The 13615-nt window shown below is 66.3% G+C and carries 17 protein-coding genes; 16 read left to right on the plus strand and 1 reads right to left on the minus strand.

The features are described from left to right. Positions 1–51: 51 nt before the first annotated feature. The 13 genes from VGV37_RS12065 to VGV37_RS12125 all read left to right on the plus strand — a co-directional run bounded on the left by VGV37_RS12065 (position 52) and on the right by VGV37_RS12125 (position 10177). Entirely contained in the window at positions 52–498 is a 447-nt protein-coding gene (locus VGV37_RS12065; protein WP_326879924.1) for a hypothetical protein, read from the plus strand. Continuing rightward, positions 495–914: a capsid cement protein gene (locus VGV37_RS12070; protein WP_326879925.1), complete on the plus strand. Its 420-nt coding sequence runs from the start codon at positions 495–497 to the stop codon at positions 912–914. Before VGV37_RS12065 ends, VGV37_RS12070 begins: the two co-directional genes overlap by 4 nt. Before the next feature lie 17 nt (positions 915–931). Continuing rightward, the gene (locus tag VGV37_RS12075) at positions 932–1921 is read left to right on the plus strand and encodes a hypothetical protein (protein ID WP_326879926.1); all 990 of its coding nucleotides are present in this window, start codon (positions 932–934) and stop codon (positions 1919–1921) included. Positions 1922–2030: 109 nt separating this feature from the next. Next, a complete protein-coding gene (locus VGV37_RS12080) occupies positions 2031–2399 on the plus strand; it encodes a hypothetical protein (RefSeq protein WP_326879927.1) in 369 nt (122 codons plus the stop codon). Continuing rightward, positions 2399–4339 carry a hypothetical protein gene (locus VGV37_RS12085; protein WP_326879928.1) on the plus strand — a complete coding sequence of 647 codons (1941 nt, stop codon included), beginning with the start codon at positions 2399–2401 and terminating at the stop codon, positions 4337–4339. Before VGV37_RS12080 ends, VGV37_RS12085 begins: the two co-directional genes overlap by 1 nt. A 7-nt stretch (positions 4340–4346) precedes the next feature. Then, positions 4347–4781, plus strand: a complete 435-nt coding sequence (locus tag VGV37_RS12090) for a gp436 family protein (protein ID WP_326879929.1) — start codon at positions 4347–4349, stop codon at positions 4779–4781. 4 nt (positions 4782–4785) lie between these two features. Further along, on the plus strand, positions 4786–5382 hold the full coding sequence (locus VGV37_RS12095) for a phage protein Gp37 (protein WP_326879930.1): 597 nt from the start codon (positions 4786–4788) through the stop codon (positions 5380–5382). A gap of 18 nt (positions 5383–5400) precedes the next feature. Beyond that, positions 5401–5700, plus strand: a complete 300-nt coding sequence (locus tag VGV37_RS12100) for a DUF2635 domain-containing protein (protein WP_326879931.1) — start codon at positions 5401–5403, stop codon at positions 5698–5700. A gap of 4 nt (positions 5701–5704) precedes the next feature. Then, positions 5705–7177 carry a phage tail sheath subtilisin-like domain-containing protein gene (locus VGV37_RS12105; RefSeq protein ID WP_326879932.1) on the plus strand — a complete coding sequence of 491 codons (1473 nt, stop codon included), beginning with the start codon at positions 5705–5707 and terminating at the stop codon, positions 7175–7177. Positions 7178–7209: 32 nt separating this feature from the next. Next, positions 7210–7581, plus strand: coding sequence for a phage tail tube protein (locus tag VGV37_RS12110; RefSeq protein WP_326879933.1), 372 nt, complete (start codon positions 7210–7212; stop codon positions 7579–7581). A 3-nt stretch (positions 7582–7584) separates the two neighbouring features. After that, positions 7585–7803 carry a hypothetical protein gene (locus VGV37_RS12115; protein ID WP_326879934.1) on the plus strand — a complete coding sequence of 73 codons (219 nt, stop codon included), beginning with the start codon at positions 7585–7587 and terminating at the stop codon, positions 7801–7803. Positions 7804–7842: 39 nt separating this feature from the next. Then, positions 7843–8220, plus strand: coding sequence for a phage tail assembly protein (locus tag VGV37_RS12120; protein ID WP_326879935.1), 378 nt, complete (start codon positions 7843–7845; stop codon positions 8218–8220). A gap of 115 nt (positions 8221–8335) precedes the next feature. Beyond that, complete coding sequence (locus tag VGV37_RS12125; protein ID WP_326879936.1) at positions 8336–10177, plus strand: hypothetical protein; 1842 nt, start codon at positions 8336–8338, stop codon at positions 10175–10177. 13 nt (positions 10178–10190) lie between these two features. On the opposite strand, the gene VGV37_RS12130 is transcribed toward VGV37_RS12125, so the two are convergent. Beyond that, entirely contained in the window at positions 10191–10469 is a 279-nt protein-coding gene (locus VGV37_RS12130) for a hypothetical protein (RefSeq protein ID WP_326879937.1), read from the minus strand. A gap of 78 nt (positions 10470–10547) precedes the next feature. On the opposite strand from VGV37_RS12130, the gene VGV37_RS12135 reads away from it, so the two are divergent. From VGV37_RS12135 to VGV37_RS12145, 3 genes are all read left to right on the plus strand, one after another. Then, positions 10548–11981, plus strand: coding sequence for a DNA circularization N-terminal domain-containing protein (locus tag VGV37_RS12135; RefSeq protein WP_326879938.1), 1434 nt, complete (start codon positions 10548–10550; stop codon positions 11979–11981). Further along, positions 11974–13095 (plus strand): phage baseplate assembly protein, encoded by a 1122-nt coding sequence (locus VGV37_RS12140; RefSeq protein WP_326879940.1) that lies wholly within the window; start codon positions 11974–11976, stop codon positions 13093–13095. Before VGV37_RS12135 ends, VGV37_RS12140 begins: the two co-directional genes overlap by 8 nt. Then, positions 13092–13615, plus strand: a 524-nt coding sequence (locus tag VGV37_RS12145; RefSeq protein WP_326879941.1) for a phage baseplate assembly protein V, incomplete at its 3' end; no start/stop codon positions are given. The genes VGV37_RS12140 and VGV37_RS12145, both read left to right, overlap by 4 nt.

A 13615-nucleotide genomic window follows, 5' to 3' on the forward strand; every position in this document is an offset into this window, starting at 1 on the left:
CCCGATCCCGATCCCGACCCCATCATCCCAAACTTTGGAGAGAAACCCGACATGGCTACGGCCGAAGAGCTTGCCGAGCGCGAGCGCCTGCTGACCGAGCGAGAGACCAAGCTCGCGAAGGACGGCGTCACGCTGCGGCGCGGCGCCTATGCCGATTTCGCGGACAGCCTGATCCGCGACGGCGTGTTCCCCGGCGGGGAGCGCGACAACCTGGTCAGCTTCATGGAGACGGTCGACGCCGAGCCGGTCGACTTCGCCGAGGGCGACGCCACCGTCCAGAAGGCGCCGATCGACTGGTTCAAGAGCTTCCTGCGCGGCCTGCCGAAACGGGTCTCGACCGGCGAGACCGGCGCCGGCGAAGCGGCCACCGACTTCGCGGAGACCGACAACGTCCAGACCGCGATCGGCAACGAGCTGGCGAGTGCCAAGGCTGCCGGCCGTGAGATCTCGCCGGCCGAGGCGGTGAGCCGCCTGCGCATCAAGGGAGTGATCAAGTGAGCCGTCGCATTCAGACCATCAACCGCACGGCGACCGGCGCGATCGCCAGCCGGACGATCGTCAAGCTCAATGCCGACGGCACGGTCTCCCAGGCGACCGGCCCGACCGACAAGCTGTTCGGCATCACGCTGCCGTTCAACGACGTCGCCGACGGCGACCGCGTCGACGTCTGCGTCGTGGGCTTCGAAGAAGTCCAGCTCGGCGGCACGGTCGCGGCCGGCGACCTCATCACCAGCGACGCCAGCGGCCATGGCGTCGTCTCGGTGCGCCACACCCATACCGAAAACACCGGTGCCGCCTACGCCCAGAACGCCACCACGGCGGTCGCGGCGGCGGACCGGATCATCGGCATGGCCGAGGTCGCCGGCGTGGCCGGTGACTGGATCAACATTCTCCTGGCCCACGGCCAGGCGTAAGCAGAGGCACAGCGTTCATGTCCGTCATTGCGCCGATCAGCGTACCCGGTTCGTCCTTTCCCGTTTCGCCGATGCTCACCGGCATCGCGATCGGCTACCGCAATCCCGACGCCTACTACATCGCGGAAGCGCTCTCGCCGAAGCTGCCGCCGATGGGCGACCAGGCGTTCGAATACACGCTGTTCGATCCCGCCGCCGCGATCACCAACACCGACGCCCAGGTCGGCCCGCAGTCCGAACCCAACCAGATCGAAGTCGGCGGCACCGCCGTCATCGCGAAGACCGTCGACTATGGCTATGACAGCCCGATCCCGACGTCGGAACAGACCGCCTACGAGCGCATGGTCGCCATGGGCCTCGCCGTCGCTGATCCAGCGGCGTACCGGGTCCAGACCCTGGTCAACCGGCTCGACCTGTCGCGTGAAGTCCGCGTCGCGGCGATGTACCAGAACCCCAACAACTACAACGCCGCGCGCGTGGTCGACCTCGCGGCCGGTGGCCAGACCAAGATCAGCGTCTATGCCAGCTCCGATCCGATCGGCCTGGTGCAGAAGGCCATGGACTCGACGCTGATCTATCGGCCGAACGTCATGTGGTTGCCGCGGCCGGTCTGGACCATCTTCCGGTCCCATCCGAAGATCATGAAGGCGATCAATCGCACGGCGGGCGACAGCGGCAGCGCCACGGCCGAGCAAGTCGCGGCACTGTTCGATCTCAAAAAGGTGCTGATCGGCGACGCGTTCATCAACGGCGCGAACCCCGGCCAGACGCTCGCGCCCGGCCGCGTCTGGGGGAACGCCTTCGGCCTGGCCTATGTCAACCCGACCGCCGTCATGGGCCAGGACGCGACCTTCTCGTTCACCTACCAGTTCCTTGGCCGCCTGGCCGGTCAGATGGCCGAGCCGAAAAAGGGCCTGCGCGGCACGACGCTGGTCCGGGTCGGCGAGAGCCTGAAGGAAGTCGTGGCGGCGCCGGACGTCGCCTGCCTGTTCCAGAACCCGATCTAGCCATACCAGCGGGATCGCAAGCGGGGCCGCTTCAGCTGGCGGCAGGCGCGCGATCCCAGGGGCGTGCCGGACGGCGCGCCCCTTCTTCTTCCCAGTACGGGCATGATCCATGACCAGTTCCACGCTGCTCCCGCTCGATGACACCGGCTTGCCCATTCCGGTGCTGCCGCTCCGCATCGGCGCGGGCTACGGCCTGACCGCCAGCAACGCCTCCCAGCGTCTGGGGCCATTTCAGGCCGGTACCCGCGTGGTCACGGTCCGCGCGATCGGCGCCGGCGTGTTCGTCGAGCCCGGCGACGGCACCGTCGTCGTGGCACTGCCGGCAATGCCGTTTTCCCTCGGCCCGCACTATGTCGCCAGCGGCGAGACCGTCGATATCGCGCTCGGCGGCAGCGCCGGCGGCCCGGCCGCCGCCGACCACCTGGCCGTCATCGCCGCCAGCGGCACGCCGGCCGTGTACGTGTCCGAGCGCGGCTGATGAGCGCCCTCCCGCTATTGCCGATTTCGACCGGCGCCTCGCCCAACGACGGTTCGGGCGACACGCTGCGCGCGGCGATGACGAAGGTAAACGCCAACTTCGCGACGCTCGCCACGCTCAACAGGGCCGACGACTACGCGCAGCTGCGGGCCACGGCCGGAATTCCCGGCGGCATGATCAGCACGCTCGGGCTGGAAACAGCCTGGGATGGCCTGGGCGCGCGCATGGCCTGGAACGCCGCCGCGACGGCCGTGGACGACAACCTGACCACCATCAAGCCCACCGGCCAGGTTGGGGCGGGCCGGTGGCAGGCGGTCAACCAGAACGCGGCCCTGATCCAATACCTGCTCGACGACGCCGAGGCGCAGGTTCAAAGCATCAAGGATCGGTTCGCCCAGAGGCTCTATGTCTCGGATTTCTGGAAGGCGATCGACGCCGACGATACCGGCAGCATTACTCGGTGCTTCGCGGCAGCGCGCATCACCGGCGGCACCATGGTGTTCGGCCGGCCCAATCGCCCCTACGTGTGCGCCGGGTGGGACATCAGCGGCCAAGCGACGGCTCCGGTCATCATCGACGGCAACAGTTGCGAGCTGGTACCGGCGTCCACGGCGCAGTCCGCCGTCATTACCTGCGACAACAGCGGCGTTCCCGTTTCCGGCTTCGCCGGACCCGCCACGATATTCCGGCATCTGAATGTCTCGGGCCTGCTCGTCGGCAGCAGCACGAAGGGAGATATCGACTACGCCGTCTACATCAACGGCGGCAATCCGATCTGGTATAATTGCGGCTTCTTCGCTGCAAAAGTCGCCTGTTACTATACCTACTACGGCCAGTATTCGAAGTTCTTCGAGTGCCAATTCAGCATTGCCCAGACGACCGCTCAGTCGGTGTGCATGCAGATCGATGGCGGCGACACCAGTCGCTCTTCGAATGAAATCGTCATGGTCGCCTGCGATTGCAGTACGGGTTCGAACCTGCTGTCGATCAAGGGCGGCCTCAACATCCGGATCTTCGGGCTGCATCTCCAGAACCAGACGAAGTTTCTGGATGGCAGTGGCGTCGACCAGGCGACCGGCGCCCTGCTCCTCGGGGCGACCGCCGCCGGTATGGGTGCCACCGGCGTCCGCCTCTACAGTGCGTATTTCGAAGTCAACGATACGGCCGACATCGTCAACGGCCTGTCGATCGGCACCCGGATCCATGATGCGACCTTCGCCAGCACCGCGAAGATCACTTCCAGCACTTGCTACGACTTAGGGCTGATCGACTGTTTCTCGTACGTCACGATGAACTGCACGATCAACCATCCCCCAACGAACGCCGACACTGCGTCGCTGACGTTCGACAACAACAATTTCATCCCGGCCCTGAACCTGGTCCATCCGGGTCCGACCTACGTCAGCGGGCAATCGGCGGCGGTCGGCCTTTCCTATAACCAGAACATGCTGCAGTCGTGCGGGGCGACCGATCTCGGTCGCCTCGCATCCGCGGTGCCGTCCTGGTCGGGTGCCAGACCCGCCGTTGCCAAGGGCACCACCACAAACCTGTTCCAGTTGACCCTGCAGGCGCCGGCCTCAAGCGTTCATCGCGCGTTCGCGGGCAAGCTCCATCTCGATCTGATCGACGATACCGCCTCCACCACGCAGTTCGGCTACGGCGCCCATGTCGGTCAGACGTTCGATATCTTCATAACCTGCAACAACACGGGTGTGCCGCAGGTCGCCATTCATCAAGATGCCGCTGGCACGGATACAGGCCTCAACCCGGGCTATCAGGCGCCGGGCGTCGCCACGATCGCCGGCACGGTGAGTGGCGATACCGTCGTTTTCACCATGAGCTTTCCCGGAGCGGGAACATCGGGCGGTACGGCACAGGCGTGCGCCTTCTATCGGCTCGATGGCGTCGGCATCAATTCCTTCTACATGACGCCGCTTTGAGGAAATGATGCCCTACGCCACGCAAGAGGACTTGGTCGCCCGCTTCAGTGAGGCCGAGCTTATCGACCAATCCGATCGCGAGAACAGCGGCGCGATCGATCCGGTCCGCGTCGGCCAGGCGCTGGCCGATGCATCGGCCCGCATCGACGGCTATCTCGCCGATCGCTACCAATTGCCGCTCGCCACGGTCCCGGCTGCGCTGGTGCCGCTGTGCTGCGATATGGCGCGCTACCTGCTGGCCGATCACCCGACCGAGCAGATGCGCCTGCGCTGGGAAGACGCGCTCGCCTGGCTCGACAAGGTGGCGCAGGGCCGCTACGGCCTGGGGCTCGATGCTCAGAGCCAGGAGCTGGTCTCGCCGACCGGGCCGAAGGCCGTCCAGGCGCGTCGGACGTTCACCCAGGACAGCCTGGGTCCCTTCACCAACCCCCGCCTCTGGTAGCGCCGTGACCGACCCGATCACTCAGGTCGAAGATGCCATGGTCGCCGCCGTCCATCTGGCGCTCGGCAGCAAGCTGCGCAAGGTCGAGACCGTGCCCGGCGGGCTGTCGGCCGAGGAATGGGGTGCGCGCCTGCGCGTCTCCCCGGCAGTCTATATCGGTTTCCTGGGCGGCCCGGCCGAGCCGCCGAACCAGACCCGGATCATGGGCCGCTTCATGGCCTACGTCGTCACCGGCAACAGCGGCAGCGACGAGAAGACCCGCCGGCGCGGCACACCGACGACGATCGGCGCCTATCCGATCCTCGCCGTGCTGATCCCGACGCTGGGCGAGCTGCGCGTGCAAGGCATCGGCGACCTGGTGTTCACGGGCGAGGTCTCGAACCTGTTTTCCACCGCGTTCGACGATCTTGGCATCTCGGTCTATGCGGCCGAGTTCAAGGTCGGCATCAGCTTTTCGACCGTGCCGGACCTCAGCCAATACGCGGATTTCACGACGTTCGACGCCGACATCGTGACCCAGAGACCCCTTCCCACGGACCCGATCCCGTTACCTGACGGAGAGGCTGCCCTAGAGAGCAGAGTGACGCTTCCAAACAGTTGATCCCCGGCAGGAAGCGCCATGGCCGACCTCAGATACGTACAAGCCGCGCCCGGCCGCCGGGTGCTCGACCCCAACACCATGAAGCCGATCCCGGCCGCCGGTAACGACCAGAAGGCAACGATCCAGATCGATGCCGAGCTGCCGTTCTGGTTCCGCCGGCTGCGCGACGACGACGTGATCGAAGTCGACGAGGCGGGCAACCCGATCGAGACGGCCGAGCCCGAACCGGCAAATCCGCCGGCGCCGGTGAAGCCGTCGAAGGGTGCCGCTCCGGCCGACGCCGGCGCGCCCGTCTCCGATCCGTCCGTGAAGGAATAGGCTCTTGCTCGAATTCAATTCCATCCCGCTCAGCCTGCGCGTCCCGGGCTCGTACATCGAGTTCGACAATTCGATGGCGAACACGCCGCTGCCGGCGCAGCTGCACCGCGTGCTGCTGTTTGGTCAGCGCAAAACCGCTGGCACCGTCGCCGCCGGCGTCGCGACCCGGATCTATGCCTCGGACGACAGTGCCACCCTGTTCGGGCGCGGTTCGATGCTGGATCGCATGATCCAGATCGCCCGCAGCGTCTCGACCAACACCGAGCTGTGGGCCATCGCCCAGGACGATCTGCAGGCCGGCACGGCCGCGACCGGCTCGGTCTCGTTCGCCGGTCCGGCAACGGTCGCCGGCACGTTGCCGTTCTATATCGCCGGGACCCAGGTCGAAACCGGCGTTACCGCCGGTATGACCGCCGCCCAGCTCGCCACCGCATTCGCCGCCGCCGTCAACGCGCAGCCGGACCTGCCGGTGACCGCCGCCGTTGACGCCACGACCACCAGCAAGGTCAATCTCACCTGCGTCTGGAAGGGCCTGACCGGCAATGATATCGACCTGCGCAGCCTCTACTACCGGGGCGACGTAATCCCGACCGGCATCACGCCGACCATCGTCGCCATGGCCGGGGGCGCCGGCAATCCGAGCCTGACCGCGTCGATCGCCGGGCTCGGCGACGTCTGGTTCCATTCCTGGGCAGTGCCCTACACCGACGGGGCGTCGATCGCCGCGGTGCAAGCCGAGCTGAACCGCCGCAACAGCCCGACCGTCCAGCTGCGCGGCCGGTCCTACAGCTTCGTGCGCGACACGGTCGGCAATCTCGGCACGCTCGGATCGAGCTACAACAACCAGTTCCTGACGTTCCTGGGCATGGCGAAGCTGCCGTCGCCGACCTGGGAAGCGACCGCGTCGCTGACGATGACGGTCGGCACCTTCGCGCCGATCGACCCGGCCCGGCCGCTCGGCACCCTGCCGCTGCCCGGCGTACTGGCGCCGGTGATCGGCGACCGCTTCGTCCAGGACGATCGCGAAAGCTTGCTCCATCAGGGTATCTCGACCGCGATCGTCGATGACGGCGGCAACGTGCTGATCGAGCGCCTGATCACGACGTACCAGACCACGCCGGCCGGCCTGCCCGATACCAGCTACCTCGACGTCGAGACCGTGCTGACCCTGTTCTATCTCGACTTCTGGCTGCGCCAGCGCATCGCCACCAAATGGCCGCGCTTCAAGCTGGCGCCCGATGGCAACAAGTTGCCGGTCGGTCAGGCGATCACCAGTCCGCGCCTGATCAAGCTCGACCTGATCGCCGGCGCCAACACGCTCGTCGACGCCGGCCTGATCACGTCGCTCGACGATTTCAAGGCGTCCATCATCACCGAGATCTCGGCAAGCGATCCGGACCGGGTCAACTGCCTGTTCCCGCCGACCCTGGTAAACCGCTTCCTGGTGTTCGGCGCCCAGATCCAGTTCCGCCTCTGATCCCCGAGCGATAGCGACTTCAAGGAGTTCCCATGGCCGACCAGCTTCTCGGCAAAGCCTACATTCGCGTCGACGGCACGCTCTACGACACGTTGTCGGGCGCTTCGATCTCGAACATCACCGGGATTACGCGAGACGCCGTCGTCGGCTCCCGCGTGCTCGGGTTCACCGAAAAGGTCGCCGTCCCGACGATCGATTGCGACATGCCGCACAATCCGACCACGTCGGTCCTGGCCCTGGGTTCCGTCACGGACGCGACCATCACGTTCGAATGCGACAACGGCACGGTCTACGTGCTGAACGACGCCTGGTGCTCCAACCCCGGCAAGCCAACCGCCGACGGCGGCAAGCTCGCCGGCGTGCAGTTCATGGCGATCACCGCCGACGAACAGCTGGGAGGCTAGACAATGAGCGAAGATCTGACCCAAGGCGCCGTCGCGCTCCAAGCCGTCGAGCAGGACCCCCGCGTCATCGCTGATGCCATCGTCCTGGGCGGCCTAGAGCTGTTCCACAGCGTGGCCACCGCAATGATCCGCGGTCTGCCGGCAGAACAGGCCGCCGAACTGCGCCCGGTCGCCGACCACCTGGCGCGCCTGCGCCAGGCCAAGCTCGACAGCCTCGGCTAGGCCGCTGCTGCCGTTTCCGACCAGATCCGAGGAACTTCCATGTCCGACGCCGCCATTCAGCCGCTTACCTCCGCAATCGCCCTCGACACCGCCGGCGCCCCGCCCAAGCCGGCGATCGTCGTCGGCGAACGCTCGATCAAGAACGAAAACGGCAGCGTGACCACGCCGCTGCTCTATCCGGTCCGATCCGAAGGCGCGCAGCTCTCGTCGATCACGATGCGCCGGGCGACCGTCAAGGAATTGCGCGTCGCCGAGGGCCTGTCGGGCGTCGGGTCGGTCTCGATGATGGTCCAGCAGCTGGCGGCACTGGCGCCCTCGACGGTCGACCAGATCGACGCCGAAGACTTCGGCGAGCTGGGCGAAGTCATCTCCAGTTTTTTGCCGAAAGGCCGGCGAACTGGCGCCGCCAGTGCCTAGAGCTGGGACTGGTCGCCCATTGGTCTCTGGGCGATCTCATGGAACTGACCGGCCCTGAGTTGGACCGGTGGCACGCCGAGGCGGCCAAACTCTGGAAGGAGGTCACGGCCGGTAAATGACGGACCTCAAGCTTCAATATGTGATCGAGGCGATCGACCGCTCGACGGCCGTCGTCACCAACATCGGCAAGCGGATCTCGGCGATCGGTGAGAGCGGCGCGCGCGGCTTCGAGCGGATGACGAAGAGTGCCGAGACCGTCCAGGGCGCGATCGCCGGCATCGGCCTCGGCATCGCGGCCGAGATGGGCGCCAAGGAAATCGTCCGGACGGCGGAATATTTCGACCGGCTGCGCATCACGTCCGGCGCGTCGCACGAGGCGATCGATCGGGTCAAGGAAAGCCTGATCGAGACCGCCGGCGCCGCCCGGATCAATTCCGACGAGCTGACCGCTTCCTTCAAGTCGATGAAGGACAACGGCGCCACCCTGCAGTTCTTCCAGGACAACATCGAAGGCGTCGCCCGCAATATCCAGCTGCTCGGCGGCCACGGCGACGAGCTGGGCGAGTCCTGGGCCGTGCTGGCGCGCAACTTCAACCTGTTCAAGCCGGAAGATCTGTCACAGGCCTTCTCCACCCTGCGCGCCCAGCTCGTCGGCATCGACGGCGGTTTTGTGGAAATGGCGCCGAAGCTCGGCCGCCTGTCCGCGGCATATCGGGCGATCGGCCAGACCGGCTTGGGAGCCTCGCGCGACCTCGGCGCGCTCTTCGCGATCGTGCGCCTGGGCACGGCCAGCAGTCGCGAGGCGGTCAGCCAGGTCTCCAGCCTGATCGGCTATTTCAACGACAAGGGCGGCCAGGACGCGATCGCCAGCCTGGGCGTGCCCGTGTTCGCCAACGAGGCCGATCGACGCGCCCGCAAGGTGCGGCCGGTGCCGGACATCATCAACGACATCGCCAGGGTCTATCAGCAGAACCCGGCGTTCGTGGAAAACCGCCTGGGCAGCGGGTTCATCAATCCGCTCAAGGTCGGCTTCGGCGAGCTGCAGACCAACGGAAGCCTGACCACGCTCAACCAGAAGCGCGGCATTACGGGCAACGTCGAAGGCGATCAACGCAAGGCCGATCAGATCGCGAAGCAGCCAACGGCCGTACTCAATGCGATCTTAGACCAGATCAAGGGCTTTTGGGACAGTATCGGCGCGCTGGCGCTCGAAGGAACTAAGCTCTTCGGCGATGACTTCATTAAGTTCGTTGCTGGCGCGACGAATGTTGCCGGCTCGGTCCTGGCGATTGGCGCCGCAGTGAAGTATCTAGGCCCCCTTGTTCAGCTAGGGCTGGCGCCGCTCAGGCTCTTCGCTGCGTCGCTGCCGACGATCGCGCTTCGCATTGGTCTGCTCGCGGAAGCGGTCGGCGCGGGCGGTCTCGCGGATGCCTTCGTGGCAGTGGGGGCCGCGATCGCTGCCACCCCGATCGGATGGGTGATGGCTGGCATCGTAGCGATCGCCGGCGGTGCGTACCTCGTCTATTCGCATTGGAAGCCGATCAAAGAATTTTTCGCGCGTCTTTGGGAGGGCCTGAAGCATCCCGACTGGGACAGGGCGGCCCTGGCGATCTCGCAGGCGGGCGCGGCCGAAGCCGGCCTTGCGTCGGATCCGGAGCCGGCGCCCACGCAGACAGTTGAGGCACGGCAAGACGATGTCTTGCCGATGACCAAGGCCGAAATCGATGCGATCACGGCGCCAGGCCGGCCAAGCCGATCGTTCCTGCCGCAGGGCCGTACGATCCTTGGTGCTGGCGATGGCCAGCATCTGCCGCTAGGCCCGCAGAGGGTCGAAATTACACTGAAGTTTCAGGATGCGCCGGGCGACCTGGCGCTGGTCGACAAGCGTTCGTCGAGCGGGTCGGTCGACGTGCAGCTCGACCCGTCGTTCGGTGTCTCGCTTGGGTCGGTACCGTGATCGCGGCTCTGCGCTACGAGCGCATGCTTTCCTTGACCCGATCGAGCGCCGGGTTGCTTCGCGTACGCGGCAGCGAAAGCCGTCGAACGAGCCAGAAAACGACCCCATATACGAGGAGTGCGATCCCGACGCATGGCCAGAAACGCGCTTCGTCTGGTTCAGCGGCCTGCGCGGGAAACCAATACATCTTGACGAACAGGACCGTCGCCATGGCGGCACCTACGCGGTTGGCGATCGCTTCGATGTGCCAAAGCCTGCGACGAGCATTCATGGTCAGTTCGTTATCGTCCATCGCCCGCGTCCCTCAATGCGCGTATCAGGCCGCGATCATTGCGCCGATCGCGCGCTCTCGTAAAGAGGGTGCGCTCTAATGGCGAACAACCTGACCAAGGCGCGGCAGCAGATCCGCCAGGGCTCGTTCCGGGGGGTGCCGTTCAACTTCCTGGACGGCGGCGCTGCCTTTGGGCGGCGCGGCCAGCTGACCGAGTATCCCGACGGCGAAGTGCCGAGCTGGGAAGATCTCGGCCGCAAGGCCCGCCAATACAATCTCGACGTCCTGGCGCTGGGCGACGACTGGTTCGCCCAGCGCGACAAGCTGATCGCGGCCGTCGAGCAGAAGGGCCCGGGCACGCTGATCCATCCGACCTATGGGTCGATGAAGGTCGCTTGCACCGACTGCCGCGAGCAGATGAGCGTTACCGCGCTCGGCCGCATCGATTTCACGCTGACCTTCGTCGAAGACAGCGGCAAGGCGCCCAGCGCCAGCGCCACCAGCGATACCGGCGCCGGCGTCGACACGGCGAACGCGGCCGTTACCACGGCGAGCCAGGCGAGCTTTAGTAACGCCTTCTCGGTCACCGGCGCCTCGCGCGGCGTGATGGGCCGATCGTCGGACCTGCTGTTCGGCGCGACCGACGCGGTGCGCGGTTCCATGAGCTTTCTCAAGGGCGACGTCGGCGGCGCCGGCTCCTGGTGGTCGACCGTGGCGTCCGGCTACAAGCTGGTGCGCGACAACATTAACGATATCCAGGGCGCGGTCCGCCTGGCGACCAGCACGGTCAACAGCGCGATCTACAACGTCCAGGCCGCGGTCAATTTCGTGGGCAACATCACAAGCCTGCACGCCGCCGGCGGCATCGTCGCCAGCATCGAAGGTATTGGGACCCATCTCGGCAACCTGATGTCGTCGGTTTCCGGACTCTTCTCCACCAGCAACGGCGGCAGCTTCACCGACTGGGCAACCCAGCGCCGCCTGGGGCCGAGTGATCCGACCCGGCCGAATGTGCCGAGCTACGATGGGCCGACGATCCTGAACGCGTTCAAGCTGCACCTGCAGCTCGCGACCTTGCTGGCTCGGCCGAGCCTGCCGGCGACGACATCGGTCCAGGGCCGGCAGGTCCAGGTCAACGGCTTCGCGATCTACGATCTGATGCGCCAGGCCGCGCTCGTCCAAGCCGCCGGCGCTCTCTCGGCCTATCCCTTCTCGTCGCGCACCGAGGCATTGGGCTTGCGCGACCAGCTCGCCAACGCGTTCGACGGCGAGGCGGGTACGGTGGCGTCGAGCGACCTGGTCACCGCCCTGGAGGCGGCGCGCGTCGCTGTGGTGCAGGACGTCGCGGCACGCTCGGCCGGCCTGCCGATCATCACCACGATCCAGCTGAACGACGACGTACCGGCGCTGGTGCTGGCGACCAAGCTTTATGACGATCCGACGGCCTGGCTCGACATCGTCGCCCGCAATGACTTGCCGAACCCGCTGTTCACGCCCGGCGGCGTCGCGCTCGAGGTGCTGACCAATGGCTAGCACCGCGCCGAAGATCACGCTCCGGGCCGGTGGCCGGCTCGTCAGCGGCTGGACCCGTGCGGAGATCACGCGGTCGATCGAAGGCATCGCCGGCGGCTTCACCGTCGAGCTGACCGACTATGATCCCAGCCTCGGCATCCGGCGCCTGATCCATCCTGGTGACGCGTGCGATCTGATGGTCGACGGCGAGACCGTCATCAGCGGTTGGGTCGACAAGAACAACATCAGTTACGACGGCACGACCCACAAGATAAGCTTCGCGGGCCGCGACGCCACTGGCGACCTGGTCGATTGCGCGGCGTTCCATGATACCGATTGGGGCGGCTGGCCTGGCTTCGTGACGGGCGAGCAGATTATCGGCGACCTGGTGAAGCCGTTCGGTATCCGCCTGTCTTCCGACGTCGACGTCGGCAAGGCGTTCGACTTCCAGATCCAGGCCGGCGAGACCGTGTTCGAGACGATCGAGCGCCTGACCCGGTCGCTGGGCGTGCTGCCGGTTTCCGACGGAAAGGGCGGCCTGCTGCTGACCCAGGGCGGCACTGGTCCGAAGTTCCAGTCCATCCTGCGCGGCCGGGACATCGTCAAGATGTCCGGCGGCGTCGACCACTCGAACCGGTTCCAGGAATACATCGTCCACGGTCAGGACGGCGAAGGCTACATCGACCCCGGCAACACGGCGGTGCCGCAGGGGCTCGCAACCGACAGCGGCATTACCCGCTATCGCCCTCTCGTCATCATCGCCGAGTATCCCGGCGACGCCAGCACGGACACGTTCACCCGCCGCGCCCAATGGGAAGCGACTGTGCGCGCAGGCCGCGCTTCACGCTTCACCATCACCTTGCAAGGCTGGCGCGATAGCGCCGGGCTGCTGTGGGCGCCGAACGGCCTGGTGTCGGTGACCGACAGTTTTATCGAAGTCGCCGATACCCTGCTGATCGCCAGCGTCAAGCTCGCGCTCGATGACGGCGGCAGCCGGGCCGAGCTGACCGTGACACGTCCGGACGCGTTCAAGTTGACCCCGCTTGGCCCGACGTTCGACTTCGAACTGCCGGTCTATCGCAAGGGCGAGCCGCTGCTGTTGCCGAACGCGTCGACCGGAGGCTCGGCGCCATGATGCACGAGCGCTTCCACCACTTCGTGCGCCCGCTGATGCGCCGCGTCATGCTCATGGTCGCCCGGGTCGCCATCGCCCATGTCGACGACAGCGGCACCATGCAGACCGTCCAGGTGCGCGGCCTCGGCCCCGAGCCACTGAAGATGCCGCGCATCCGGCATTTCGGGTTCAGCTCTAACCCGCCAGCGGGCTCTCAGGGCGTGGCCGTGTTCCTCGGCGGCCTGCGCTCGAACGGCATCATGATCGGCGAGGAAGATCCGAAGAGCCGCCCGCTGAACCTGATGCCCGGCGAGGTCATGGTCTATTCGGCCGACGGCTCGTTCCTGCACTTCAAGAACGGCAAGCTCGGCGAGCTGGTGTGCGAGAGCTTGAAGATCACCGCCTCGGTCGGCGTCCGGATGGAGACGCCGCTGCTCGCGGTCACCGGCGACGTGCTCGACAATTGCGACACGCAGACCACGTCGATGAAGATCGGCCGAGAGGTCTACAACGCCCACAATCACGGCAATGTCCAAGCCGG

This window comes from Aliidongia sp. (assembly GCF_035943795.1).
Classification (GTDB): Bacteria; Pseudomonadota; Alphaproteobacteria; order ATCC43930; family CGMCC-115725; genus Aliidongia.

Coding starts and splice junctions, on each gene's coding strand:
- VGV37_RS12090 (WP_326879929.1), top strand. CDS start 4,347: ATGCCCTACGCCACGCAAGAGGACTTGGTCGCCCGCTTCAGTGAGGCC.
- VGV37_RS12065 (WP_326879924.1), top strand. CDS start 52: ATGGCTACGGCCGAAGAGCTTGCCGAGCGCGAGCGCCTGCTGACCGAG.
- VGV37_RS12085 (WP_326879928.1), top strand. CDS start 2,399: ATGAGCGCCCTCCCGCTATTGCCGATTTCGACCGGCGCCTCGCCCAAC.
- VGV37_RS12080 (WP_326879927.1), top strand. CDS start 2,031: ATGACCAGTTCCACGCTGCTCCCGCTCGATGACACCGGCTTGCCCATT.
- VGV37_RS12075 (WP_326879926.1), top strand. CDS start 932: ATGTCCGTCATTGCGCCGATCAGCGTACCCGGTTCGTCCTTTCCCGTT.
- VGV37_RS12130 (WP_326879937.1), bottom strand. CDS start 10,469: ATGGACGATAACGAACTGACCATGAATGCTCGTCGCAGGCTTTGGCAC.
- VGV37_RS12125 (WP_326879936.1), top strand. CDS start 8,336: ATGACGGACCTCAAGCTTCAATATGTGATCGAGGCGATCGACCGCTCG.
- VGV37_RS12110 (WP_326879933.1), top strand. CDS start 7,210: ATGGCCGACCAGCTTCTCGGCAAAGCCTACATTCGCGTCGACGGCACG.
- VGV37_RS12100 (WP_326879931.1), top strand. CDS start 5,401: ATGGCCGACCTCAGATACGTACAAGCCGCGCCCGGCCGCCGGGTGCTC.
- VGV37_RS12135 (WP_326879938.1), top strand. CDS start 10,548: ATGGCGAACAACCTGACCAAGGCGCGGCAGCAGATCCGCCAGGGCTCG.
- VGV37_RS12120 (WP_326879935.1), top strand. CDS start 7,843: ATGTCCGACGCCGCCATTCAGCCGCTTACCTCCGCAATCGCCCTCGAC.
- VGV37_RS12140 (WP_326879940.1), top strand. CDS start 11,974: ATGGCTAGCACCGCGCCGAAGATCACGCTCCGGGCCGGTGGCCGGCTC.
- VGV37_RS12115 (WP_326879934.1), top strand. CDS start 7,585: ATGAGCGAAGATCTGACCCAAGGCGCCGTCGCGCTCCAAGCCGTCGAG.